The organism is Mesorhizobium sp., from assembly GCF_004963255.1.
Classification (GTDB): Bacteria; Pseudomonadota; Alphaproteobacteria; order Rhizobiales; family Rhizobiaceae; genus Mesorhizobium.
In genome coordinates, this window is sequence record NZ_SUGA01000069.1 from 1 (window position 1) to 11,994 (window position 11,994).

The following is an 11,994-nucleotide window of genomic DNA, read 5'->3' on the forward strand; positions in this document are numbered from 1 at the left end:
GAGCCAGGCCTCGCTATGGGCGGGCAAGCGCGCCGATTGGCTTGCCTACCGCCTCAAATCCGCGCCGGCAGCGTCAGTGCTCGCGCCCTACAGGATGGCCGCGCCATGAACGCCGAGCGCCATCCGCTGCTGCGGCACCTGCGCCCCGCCCTGCCCCCTCCTCCGTGGCCCAGGCAGCGACCACAGGTCTCCTTCATCGTCTGCACGCGCGATCGGCTGGCCTTGCTCGAAGCCTGCATCGACTCGATCCGCGCCGCTTGCCGGGCGCACCCGGCCTACACAGCCGAACTGGTGGTGGTCGACAACGGCTCGCGCGACGGCACGGCCAGCTATCTTTCGGCGACCACTGCGACTTCGGACATCGCACTGACAGCAATCTCGGAGCCTCGCCGCGGACTGGCGGCGGCGCGCAATGCGGGGCTGGCGCGGGCGCGCGGGCGGGTGCTGGTGTTCGTCGACGACGACTGCAGGCTCGACCGCGGCTATCTCATCGACGTGGAGCGGCATTATGCGAGCGGCGAGAAATGGCTGATCCGCGGCGGCCGCGTCGAGATCGGCGACGCGCTCGACCTGCCCTTCACGATCAAACGCTGCGACAAGCGCGAGCGGCTGACGCCGGAGGTCCACCCGGGCGGCTTCGTGCTGGGTTGCAACATGACCATGCACCGCGACGTCGCCGCCCGCATCGGCCCCTTCGACGAACGCTTTGGCGCCGGCGGGGCGCTGCGTTCGGCCGAGGACACGGATTATCTGGTGCGGGCGATGCTCGCCGGCATGGCGGTGGAATATGTGCCCGACATGACGATTTTCCACCATCACGGACGGCGCGACCGCATGGCGATCGACCGGCTGCACCGCGACTATCATTTCGGCAACGGCGCGCTTTTGCTGAAGCATATCCGCCGCGCGCCCTGGCTGCTTCGCCATTTCTACTGGGCGGCGCGGGCCGCCATGCGCGAGCTCGCCGGCGGGCCGTGTTTCGACCAGGATCTCAAACTGTCGCACTGGCCGATCGTGCTGATGAACCTTGCTGGCGCGGCGAAGTTCACGGCTCTCGCGCTTGTCAGGCGGCCGGGTCGGCAGCCGCAGTCGGGCAGCGAGACCATCGAGGCCAGGGCGGAGGCCGGCGCGCCATGAGCGGGCGCCCGACCCTGCCGATGCTCAACCAGGCGCTCGGCCGCCGGCAGCTCGGCCTGCTGCCGGTCGTCGTCGCGCTCGGGCTTGCCGGCGCCGCGCTCGAAGGATTCGGCATCGGGCTGATCATCCCGCTGCTCGGCATCATCATGGGGCATGGCGACACAGCCGGCATGGCGGGGTTCTCGGCCCTCCTGCAGAAGGTCGGCGCCGGGCTCGGCGAGCGCGAGCGGCTGATCGCCATCGCGGCCGCGATCCTCGGCTCGATCCTCTTGAAGAACCTGCTCGGCTTCGCCAATTCGGTGCTCACCGCCCATATCTACGGCAAGGCCAGCCAGGCGATCCGCGGCGCGCTAGCCGAGCGGCTGCTGAATGTCGGCTATCCCTTCTTCCTGAAGGAGAGCCCCGGGCGGCTTCTCAACATCATCTCCAGCGAATCCTGGCGGGCGTCGGACGCCATCCAGGCGATGCTGGGCTCGATCGTCAGCGCCTCGGCCGCGCTCATCCTGCTCGTCTTCCTGCTGCTGCTCTCCTGGCAGATGACGCTGCTGGTGATGCTCGGGCTGGCGCTTGTCCAGGTTGCGCATATGGCGCTGTCGGCGCATCTGAGGAAACCGAGCCGCAGCGTGGCGGCGCGTAACAGCGCGCTCGCCTCGCGGATGCTGCACCTGGTCCATGCCGGCCGGCTGATCCGCATCTTCGGTCAGGAGGCGCGCGAGAAGGCGGCGTTCGAGGCGGCGTCGGACGGCGTGCGCCGGGCGGCCTTCCAGCTTGCCAACCGCCAGGGCGCACTGGGGCCGCTGACCGAAGTGTTGCACGCCATGCTGTTCCTGGCGGTGGTGATCGGGGCATGGCTGGCGGGTTTGAGCTTCCCGATGGTCGCCGCCTTCCTCATCCTGCTCTACCGGCTGCAGCCGCATGTCAGAGCCCTGCAGATGACCTGGAGCCAGCTGCAGGGGCTTTCGGGCTCGCTGGAGGAGGTGACCTGGCTGCTCGACCCCAAGGGCAAGCCGGCGCCGCCGCAAGGCAGCCGACCCTTCGCCGCCTTGAGCGACAAGATCGCCTTCGAGGGCGTGAGCTTCAGCTATGCCAATGAGGAGCAGCGCGCGGCGGTGCTGCATGCCGCGAGCTTCGACATAAGAAGCGGCCGCTCGACGGCGCTGATCGGCCGCTCTGGCGCCGGCAAGACGACCATCGTCAACCTGCTTTGCCGCTTCGTCGAGCCGGACGGCGGCCGCATCCTCGTCGACGGCGCGCCGCTCGGCGAGATCGATCCGGTCGCATGGCGGGCGCACATTGCCCTCGCCAGCCAGGAACTGGAGCTGGTGGACGGCACCATCCTCGACAACATCACCTACGGCAAGGACAGAGCGAGCGAGGAAGAAGCGCGGAGCGCGGCAGAGCTTGCCGAGGCGCATGAGTTCATCGAGCGACTGCCGCAGGGCTACCAGACGGTCGTCGGCTATCGCGGCGTGAACCTGTCGGCCGGCCAGAGGCAGCGCATCGCGCTCGCCCGCGCGCTGGTGCGCGATCCCGACATCCTGATCCTCGACGAGGCCACCAACGCTGTCGACGGGCTTTCGGAAGCGGCGATCGTGGAAACGCTGAAGTCGCGCGCCGGCCGCCGCACGACAATCGTCATCAGCCACCACCACTCGACCATCTCGTTCTGCGACGACCTGGTGATCCTGGAGCATGGCAGGGTGAGGAAGCAGGCGCCCTTCGCGGAACTCGCGGCGCGCAGCATGGATGAATTGTACCAGCCGGAGTGAGGGGATTTGCCGGGCGTTGCAGAAGCGGCGCGGCGCCAAAGCTGCCAATCTCCCCCCTCGTGGGGGAGATGGCCGGCAGGCCAGAGGGGGGCGCGAAGGAACGCCAACCCCTGTTTTTTGCCGGCCTTCAGACGACTAGTCCCGGGACGTGTTCGGCCCAAGCTTAGCAAGGCTGGCGGGACAGCGCCCCCCTCTGCCCTGCCGGGCATCTCCCCCACAAGGGGGGAGATCAGCCAATCACCCCGCCATGGCCAGCGGCGCGGCGCTCTTGTTGGGGATCTGGATGTCGATCTCCAGCGTCGACATGGTGGCGCCGCGATCCATCGAGACCTGGAGATAGTCCTGGTCGATCTGCACATGCTTGGCGATGACCGCCATGATCTCCTCGCGCAGGATGGAGACGAGGTCCGGCTGGCCGCGGCTCTGGCGCTCATAGGCGAGCAGCAGCTGCAGCCGCTCGCGCGCCACCGGCGCGCTGGTGCGCCGCTTGAAGAGGTCGAGGATGCTCATGCGGCCCTCCTTCCGAGCAGCCGGTCGAGGAAGCCCTTGCGTTCGAAGGGGACGACCACCGGCAGGTCCTCGCCTTCCAGGCGCCTTGCCGCTTCGAGGTAAGCCTTTGCGGCACCATTGAGCGGTTCCGAAAGCGTGACGGGCGAGCCGAGGTTGGAGGCCCGCAGCACATCCTGGCTTTCCGGGATGATGCCGAGCAGCGGCGTGGAGAGTATCTCCAGCACGTCGTCGATCGACAGCATCTCGCCGCGCGAGGCGCGCGCCGCGTCGTAGCGCGTGACCAGCACGTGTTTTTGCACCAGCTCGCCCTGCTCGGCCTTCATGGTGCGGGCGTCGAGCAGGCCGATGATGCGGTCGGAGTCGCGCACCGACGACACTTCCGGGTTGGTGACGATGACCGCCTCGTCGGCGAAGCGCATGGCGAGCTGGGCGCCGCGCTCGATGCCGGCCGGGCTGTCGCAGAAGACATAGTCGAACACCGAGCGCAGCCTGGCGATCACTTCGGCCACGCCCTCTTCGGTCAGCGCGTCCTTGTCGCGGGTCTGCGAGGCCGGCAGCAGATAGAGCGTCTCCAGCCGCTTGTCGCGGATCAGCGCCTGCGACAGTTTCGCGGTGCCCTGGATGACGTTGACGAGGTCGAACACCACGCGGCGCTCGGCGCCCATGATGAGGTCGAGGTTGCGCAGGCCGACGTCGAAATCGACCAGCGCCACCTTCTTGCCGGTCTTGGCCACGGCGGCGCCGAGCGCGGCCGTCGAGGTCGTCTTGCCGACGCCCCCCTTGCCCGATGTGACCACGACTACCTTGCCCATATATTCAGCCTCCGTTGGCGATTCTTATGTTGGGTCCAGCCGCTTGGCCGACTCTTCGAAACTCTGGCACGCGAAACAGGTCCGAAGCTTGCGCGTCAGCCGAGCGGCACCACGCAGAGCGCATCATGGTCGAGGAAGGCCTGCACGGCCTTGCCGCGCGACACGCCTTCCATCTCCTCCGCGGTCGTGTACCAGCCGTCGACGGCAAGCAGCTCGGCCTCGTTCTTGCGGCAGAAGATGCGCGCCGAAACATTGCCTTCCGAGCCGGCGATCGCGCGGCCGCGCAGCGTGCCATAGACATGGATCGAGCCGCCGGCGACGATTTCCGAGCCGGACGCGACCGAGCCGAGCACGATGACGTCGCCATGCGGATGGAACACCGACTGTCCCGAGCGGATCGGCGCCTTGATCATCAGCGTGCCGGCCGAAGGCGGCGCCGGCCCGGCGCCCGCGCTTGCGGCTTGCGCCGGTTCGATCCTGACCGCCTCGAGCCTCGCCAGATCGGGGTCGACCGGCTCGTCGGCGGACATCGCGATCTGCGGAGCCTCGGCCGGAGCCGCCTCCGCGACTTGCTGGGTCTGCTGAGCGGCCTGGGCCTGTTCCCCGGCGACGACTTCCAGCTCCTCGGCCCGCGCCTTGCGCGCGGCCCGGCCCAGCAGCCCCTCGGCGGTCGCCTCCTTGGCGCCGGCCAGCAGCGGCGGCAGCTCGGGCCCGAGCTCGGCGCCCTCCAGCTCGATGGCATAGACACGGATGCCGCGCGAGCCGAGCACGCCGACCAGCGCGCCGATCTCCTCCGGCCCCGGCTGCAGGATGTTCAGGTCCAGCACCACCGGGCGCCCGTTGAAATAGCCCGGCGAGTTGGCGATCCAGCGATCCAGCCCCTCCAGCCAGTCGGCGATCGGCGCCTCCGGCGTCAGCGTGAAAGCGACGAAGGAACGGGCGCGGAAGCGGATCGATTTGTTGTGCAGGGGGGCAGCGAAGGTCACGTCCAGGCGAATCCTTACTCAATGGTTAAAGGGTGCCGGGCGAATGGTTAACAAAAGGTTAATTTTGGGGATCGGGATCGTTAAGGAAGTGGCGCGGCCAGGTTCTGTGGCCGGACGGTGACAGGGCCTGCCGATGCCGCTATCGTCTCACCCCAGCCTGGCGGAAAGCAAGGGAGATCATGTCATGGAGATCAGCAAGCCCGAGGACGCCGCAACCGCATTCGCCGATGCCTGGAACAGGCATGACATGGACGACTTCGCGGCGCTGTTTTGCGAGGACGCGAATTTCGTCAATGTGGTGGGCATGTGGTGGAAAGACCGGGCCGAGATCGAAGCGGCGCACCGCGCGACGCACAAGACCATGTTTCGCGACAGCCGGCTGGAGGGTGTCGCCGCGTCAGTCGTCGAGCTGTCTCCCGGCCTCGCATCGGTGCACTACAGATGGACCCTGACCGGCGCTTCCGCCCCGGACGGCTCGCCCGCCGGAACGCGGGAAGGGATCCTGCTTCTGGTGGTGAAGAAAGAACAGCTTGGATGGCGGATCAAGGTGGCCCAGAACACCGACATCGTCCCAGGCGCGATCGCTCCCCCTGCCCGCGCAAGCAGATAGAACGGCCAAGCCCGCTCGAGCCGCGCATGTGAAGCGGCTAATATACAGGCGATGTCCAGCCGAGCACCATCCCGCCCGGGACTTTCCACTCTTCAGGGACAAGGAGACGGGCAATGGGCATTTATCGGGAAGACTGCAGGCGGGCAGGCAAGGCAGGCACGGCACTGGCAGCGCTGATGCTGCTGGGAGGATGCATGACGCACCGCCCGGCAGCCGTAGACACATACCAGACGAGCGGTATCGACCAATGGCTGGCGACGGCCGATGCCGACAAGGTCGTCAACGCGATGGCCGCGAAGGGCCTTATGCCCGCGACCATCGACTGCCGCTTCGCCGACACCACGCCTGGACAGGTGGCCTATCTCTCGAAATTCACCTGGATGCGGGCGCCCGCCAACACACGCTACCACTGGGAAGTGGGCGACCCGGCCTATCTCGCGAGCAAGGAAGTGAGGGCCAACCGCGTGGGGTTGAAGCGGGTGGACGCGAAGGTGATGCTGGATAAGGCGAGCGGGCAGAAGGTCGGGTGCTCAGTGTGGGTGGGTTGAGGTGGGTGGACTAGAACGGCGAACGGCACGGCGCGCCATAGCAACAGCGGCATAACCCGGCGCTTCCTTCGGCTCAACGACGTGACCGCCCCTCCGATCGGCACCTTTGGCGAGCGTGAAAGTCGCGATGTAGAAACGGATTGACTGTGTAGACAGGAGCGCCAAGCCCAGCAAGCTCATACAGCAAGTCGAATTCCATCGATTACGGAAAGCCTCCTTCTGGCCACAACAATGCGCAACTGGAGGCTAACGGAGGAGATCCGATGGTCGACCAACTGACGGCTCATCAGCGCAGCGCCTTCATGGCCAATATTCGAAGCCGGCACACGAGGCCTGAGCTAGTCGTAAGAAGGCTGCTGCATGGCATGGGGTACCGCTATCGACTGCACCACAAAAAACTGCCCGGGCGGCCGGACATAGTTTTCGTGAAGCGCCGGAAAGTGATATTTGTCCACGGTTGCTTTTGGCATAATCATGAAGGATGCTCCTTCGCTCATGTGCCCAAAACCCGTCCAGACTATTGGCAAGCCAAATTCGAATATAACCGTAGCCGCGACAAACTAAATCGCGCACAACTCGAGTCGGAAGGTTGGAAAGTTCTTGTAATCTGGGAATGCGATATCAACGAACGAGCTTTGCTCGCAACGCGAGTGCGTGCGTTTCTCGATTTATGACAGCGCGATAGGTGGGGCCTGGCGCGATTGCAACAAATCATTCAGTATACGGCAGCAGGGCAGAAACTGGGGTGCAGGCGTGGTCAATGTGAATGAAAGTTGCGGGGCCGATCAGGAAAGCGAGACAACCAGTGATAGGCCTCTATTCATAGATGCATTCTCAGGTTGTGGAGGACTAAGTCTTGGCCTCCTGCGTGCAGGTTGGCGAGGCCTTTTCGCCATTGAGAAAGATGCATTTGCATTTGAAACTTTCAGATCCAATCTACTCGAGGGAAGGTTCAAATCGCAATTCGATTGGCCACAATGGCTGCCACAAAGCCCAACATGTGTGACGTCTCTCATCGGAGAACGTCGAAATTCCCTTATGGCCCTACGGGGCAAAGTGGCATTGTTGGCGGGCGGCCCACCGTGTCAAGGGTTCTCGAGCGCTGGAAGACGCGATCCGTCCGATCCGCGTAATAGCTTGATGAAGGCATACCTTGAGCTTGTGCAACTGGCTGAACCAGCGATCGTCCTCCTTGAGAATGTTCGAGGGATCACGGTCGACTTCAATCAAACAGGCAACACGGACGAACTCGTCAACTACGCTGATTTTTTGAGAAGAGAGCTAGGTGAGACCTATCAAGTGTATTGGACAATTGTGAATGCCTCTGACTATGGTGTTCCACAGGCCCGCACGCGATTCATCTTAGTTGCTTTCCACCGCGGTCTCCAAGTTAACTTGAAGACAATGGATGGGCGGATTGACGAAGCCCGTCGTCGGTTCCTTCGAAAGCACCGCTTGCTCACTCCTATAAGCACTCTTTCGGCGCTATCTGATCTCGAGTTACAAAGAAACGGTTCAATCCCGTCTCCTGATACCCCTGGCTTCAATGCCATTAACTACCATTCGCCGCGCACAAACTATCAGCGACTAATGCGAGATGGGTACAGCGGAGTGCCGAGCGACACCAGACTGGCACGGCACAATCCGCATATCGCTCAGCGCTTTCGCGAAATCATCGCCAAGTGCAACAGCTCAGGAAGGTTGAACACTTCTCTCAGTCGAGAAATGAGAGAGGAATATTCATTAAAAAAACAGGCCCTACGGGTACTGGACCCCCAACGCCCAGCTCCTACCATCACTAGCATGCCCGATGATCTGCTCCATTATTCGGAGCCACGAACCCTGACGGTGCGCGAAAACGCCCGCCTCCAAGGATTCCCAGACTGGTTTGCATTCAGAGGAAAATACACCACAGGAGGTCATCGTCGGCGGCTCGAAGTTCCACGCTTCACACAAGTTGCCAACGCCGTCCCGCCTTTTCTGGCTGAAGTGCTAGGCACGGTACTGCTGGACGTCTGGCAACACCACCTTGGCGCTACTAGTGAACCAGCCGATCCACATGAAACCTCAATCCAACTTAACGTCTATGAGCACTGCAATACTGGTGAAATTTTGCCGATGTTCAATTAAGTCTTTTCGGAGCTTGGTCATATCGTCTTCGGAAACAGGTCCTTCTGGTCCATCTAGGACCCGGCGTCCGTCAACCTCACGAAGTGTGACATGAGCCAGTTTATTGCGGCGAGGCACAACATCGTCTCTGTAGATCTTGGCCTTGTCCAAATACGTGCTCCCGTCTGAAGTCCATTTGCTCAACGATTCTAGCAAAAGCTCAAGCCTATCTGCCGCACTGCACAAATGTCGCAACTTAAAAATAGCCTCAAGCGACCCCTTTTTCTCAGCCTTATCTAACTCTTTCGCCCACTTTTCTAACTTTGAACGAATCGAAGCCACTACTTCAGCTCTAAACTCAGCCTTTTCCTTGACATCAAGGCGATCATAGGTAGCAAGAAGGCTTCTCTCGACAATGAAGTCAATGTCACTGGTAGCCGACATAACCACACCGCGCATGTGGTCAATATCCATAACCTTATGGAGCATCTTTTGAATTACGCTCACGGTATCATCAACTAATGAAAGTCGAGTCGAAAAGTAAAGCCCGTCAAGGCCACCATCATAGGCGATCTTTCGAAGTTTTTCCCTATCGTCTGCTGAGTAAAATATCAGATCCTTGTAGGGAAATTGCTTTCGCACTTTGGCGAGAGCCTCCTCACCCCCACTGCCGGACCCGAGATCATAGTCCACAAGCACAAGGTCTACCCCGTCGTTGTGAACATGCGGACCTATCGCCTCGTCCACTTTGTCTAGAGAGCTGACCTCCATCACCTCCAATTCGAAGCCGAGGCCGCTCAGCCTACGCTGAATACCCTCACGGAAACTTCTCACGTGCTTAGGCTGATCGTCGATCCAGAGTGCCTTGAAGTCTAGTCTCACCTGGAAATCCTCACCAAGAAACTTGCGCCTTTTTCTGATGGCACGATGGAAATCCCCCCACCCATTTCTCCGAGCACTTGGCGCACATGGTAGAGACCCAAGCCTGAACCCGCCGTTCGCGAAAAGCCTAACTCAAAGATACGATCCAATTCCTCGACATCCTTTGGCAAGCCCGTGCCGTCGTCCGAGACTTCCATAACGAGCGTATTTTTGTCTGACTTGCTTAGCCGAAACCTTATCTCAGTTGCCTTGGCCTTTCGGGCATTATTTACAAGATTGTCAATAACTATTGCAACCTCCATTGGTCGAAAACGGCGAACAAACTCAGCACTAGTATTTTCGACACGAACCTGGATGCCGCCCCCCAAAAATGGAATAGCTCCCTGCAATATGTAGTCCTCAATGTATACGGCCAGATCGTCCTCTATAGTATCAGACTCTAGTCGAAAGTTCGCCTTAGTCGCCAGCCTTGAAATCGACAGCACCTTCTGATTAAGAAAGGCAACTTGCTCCAGACGGGCAACAAGATCGTCCATATTTAATTCACCCGCTCGTGCCGCCGCTAGACAGTTTTCCACTTGCTGTTTAAGGTCGGCGGCGTAAATCGTAATCTGATGGTGCATATTAATAATATTTTGTGCATCCAGAGAGGTAATCGACGCCAAGAACAGCGAGCGCTTACGCTCTTCCACCAGACTTTCGGTAACACGAGCTACTTGCGCCTCCGCGGCTTCCGCAGCAGCTTGAGCAACTTCCTTTGCTTTACGCTCCTCTTCCGCTACCCGAACAGCTTCCGCCTCGGCAGCTTTTAACTCCTCAAACCGTCGCTCAGCTCGCTCCAAATTGGTATGAAGTTCATTGTCCTGGGTCTTGTCAGCAATCGCCCTAAGACTAGCAAGAGACTCTTCGAACTGACTTGAGCGCTCATTGAGAACGCCGATGAGCTTTCGGCTGTAGTCAAGCAGCTCCACCTCAGGTGCGTCTATTAAACGAGCTACCGCCATCGCCACACGGGCACGCCCGGAATCCGTCATCAGCCGCGAGAGGTCTTCAGCGAACTTCTCACCTTTGTCGACCCAAGACACCGGAACCACATACCGCTCCAATCTCCGCAGGCAATACTCTCTAAAACACTCGCGGAGCTCCTTCACTGAGGCAGTTTCTATAAGTCCTTGGTTTCGACTCGACGCCTCCTTGAATTCTTCTTCAGTTCCGCTGACTTCTATTCGGCCGATGATATCACGGGTTCCAAGAAACCGCGCATACCCTTGTTGCTTTCGCGCATCGATGCCGAACCAATCGTCTCCGTCTTCACCGATCGGATAAACTCGAAACCCATTGCGAAACAGGAACACTGAGCCAAACCGCACGGAGGGTATGCCCATCCGCCTCGCAAAGGTCATCTTCGCCGACTGATTCAAATAGAAAAGCTGGCAACCAAAGCCCGACTGCGTCAATAAGCTAAATGGATTCGGTTCACGGATACGAAATACGAGCTCGCCCCGATCCGTGAGCGTTGTAGTTATACTTTTCCCGTCAACGGAAAAGGATACATCAATGAATGTTGTTTTGTCGCGTAGGGTCGCAAAAATAAAATTACCGACCTCTCCATTTACGATTTCATTCGGCGCTGGCCCTTCGCCCTTTCGCGAGGCAGACATAACGATTTCAAGGTCGCGACCCTTTTCTGCAGGTGCTATGATCTCTATTCGAAATCCATCAGTGGCTGATCCAAAAGGGTTGATCAACTTAGCCAGTGATGTTTTTAGATGTAAAATGCGGTGCCTATCCCATCCTACACGCGTGCGTTGGATTTTGAGGGCAGTACCGTACGCAGGAAGCACCAGATCTTCCGGTAGATCAAAGTTCGAACGTTGTTCATAATTCAGAAGCACCGTCTCGAAGTGCTTTGTCTCGTCCTCTTCGAAAGCCTGCCAATTGACTTCGATTTGATGGACAATGCCGGCCGGTTCCGTTCTGGAGCGAGTCTGCATAACGAGTTCTTGGCCCAGTCGGTCTGACGAGAAACGTCCAATTCCTTTGCTCCCTGCGAAATGGCGCCGTTCGGCAATCTGTTCACGGAAACTATCTGGAGTACTTAGACGCTTAGACGAATATGCAACGAAAAGCCATTTACTCGTGATGTCGTTCAGGGTCATACCCTGGCCGTCATCAACAAGCCAAATTGAATTACCTTCGAATCGCACCTGGACGATGGTTGCTCCGGCGTCAAAGGAGTTCTTTACTAGCTCGAAAATCGCAACCTCATCGTCGGTGATGAGATCGCGCCCGATGACGCGTTTAAGGCCTGCGCTAACATCGAAGTGTAGCGATTTACCTGACTCCTCAGCGTTCGCCGCCTCAGCCTCAGATTTTGGTTCAGCTTGATTTTTCACTTACCCACCCGATTCCAACCCGGCATATTGGTACCTCAGTATTCGAGAATATTCGAGTGATAGAGCGACTAGGTTACCTTATTCTGCTCGGCCGCGCGAATTCGCGATCCCAGAAGACCCTGGTTGCGATCTGGCACCGGTGAGCCGATCTGGTATGGCTAGCGTGCTCCGTCGCCAAATTGGCGCAACTCAGATTAATTGTATGTTGGCCTTCCCCCATGCCCCTCCTCCCCTC

11 protein-coding genes are annotated in these 11,994 nt (G+C 60.1%); 6 read left to right on the forward strand and 5 right to left on the reverse strand.

Annotated features, from left to right (window positions below):
• Positions 1-105 precede the first annotated feature (105 nt).
• Positions 106-1,137: a glycosyltransferase gene (locus tag E5X34_RS32040; protein WP_292573134.1), complete on the forward strand. Its 1,032-nt coding sequence runs from the start codon at positions 106-108 to the stop codon at positions 1,135-1,137.
• Positions 1,134-2,906 (forward strand): ABC transporter ATP-binding protein, encoded by a 1,773-nt coding sequence (locus E5X34_RS32045; protein WP_292573137.1) that lies wholly within the window; start codon positions 1,134-1,136, stop codon positions 2,904-2,906. The genes E5X34_RS32040 and E5X34_RS32045 overlap by 4 nt, the downstream gene beginning before the upstream one ends.
• A gap of 237 nt (positions 2,907-3,143) precedes the next feature.
• On the opposite strand, the gene minE is transcribed toward E5X34_RS32045, so the two are convergent.
• The 3 genes from minE to minC form a co-directional block, all read right to left on the reverse strand.
• Entirely contained in the window at positions 3,144-3,416 is a 273-nt protein-coding gene (gene minE, locus E5X34_RS32050) for a cell division topological specificity factor MinE (RefSeq protein ID WP_042638296.1), read from the reverse strand.
• Positions 3,413-4,228: a septum site-determining protein MinD gene (gene minD / locus E5X34_RS32055; RefSeq protein WP_042638294.1), complete on the reverse strand. Its 816-nt coding sequence runs from the start codon at positions 4,226-4,228 to the stop codon at positions 3,413-3,415. Before minD ends, minE begins: the two co-directional genes overlap by 4 nt.
• Positions 4,229-4,323: 95 nt before the next feature.
• The gene (gene minC / locus E5X34_RS32060) at positions 4,324-5,214 is read right to left on the reverse strand and encodes a septum site-determining protein MinC (RefSeq protein WP_292573140.1); all 891 of its coding nucleotides are present in this window, start codon (positions 5,212-5,214) and stop codon (positions 4,324-4,326) included.
• Between the two features lie 184 nt (positions 5,215-5,398).
• Between minC and E5X34_RS32065 the strand changes: the two genes are divergently transcribed.
• The 4 genes from E5X34_RS32065 to E5X34_RS32080 all read left to right on the forward strand — a co-directional run bounded on the left by E5X34_RS32065 (position 5,399) and on the right by E5X34_RS32080 (position 8,502).
• Positions 5,399-5,824 (forward strand): SgcJ/EcaC family oxidoreductase, encoded by a 426-nt coding sequence (locus E5X34_RS32065; protein WP_292573143.1) that lies wholly within the window; start codon positions 5,399-5,401, stop codon positions 5,822-5,824.
• A 113-nt stretch (positions 5,825-5,937) separates the two neighbouring features.
• The gene (locus E5X34_RS32070; protein ID WP_292573146.1) at positions 5,938-6,372 is read left to right on the forward strand and encodes a hypothetical protein; all 435 of its coding nucleotides are present in this window, start codon (positions 5,938-5,940) and stop codon (positions 6,370-6,372) included.
• A 263-nt stretch (positions 6,373-6,635) separates the two neighbouring features.
• Complete coding sequence (locus E5X34_RS32075) at positions 6,636-7,046, forward strand: very short patch repair endonuclease (protein ID WP_292573150.1); 411 nt, start codon at positions 6,636-6,638, stop codon at positions 7,044-7,046.
• An 88-nt stretch (positions 7,047-7,134) separates the two neighbouring features.
• On the forward strand, positions 7,135-8,502 hold the full coding sequence (locus E5X34_RS32080) for a DNA cytosine methyltransferase (protein ID WP_292573158.1): 1,368 nt from the start codon (positions 7,135-7,137) through the stop codon (positions 8,500-8,502).
• On the opposite strand, the gene E5X34_RS32085 is transcribed toward E5X34_RS32080, so the two are convergent.
• Both E5X34_RS32085 and E5X34_RS32090 read right to left on the reverse strand, forming a co-directional pair.
• Complete coding sequence (locus tag E5X34_RS32085) at positions 8,440-9,363, reverse strand: response regulator (RefSeq protein WP_292573153.1); 924 nt, start codon at positions 9,361-9,363, stop codon at positions 8,440-8,442. The two genes, E5X34_RS32080 and E5X34_RS32085, sit on opposite strands and share 63 nt — an antisense overlap.
• A complete protein-coding gene (locus E5X34_RS32090; RefSeq protein WP_292573156.1) occupies positions 9,360-11,759 on the reverse strand; it encodes an ATP-binding protein in 2,400 nt (799 codons plus the stop codon). Before E5X34_RS32090 ends, E5X34_RS32085 begins: the two co-directional genes overlap by 4 nt.
• Between the last annotated feature and the right edge of the window lie 235 nt (positions 11,760-11,994).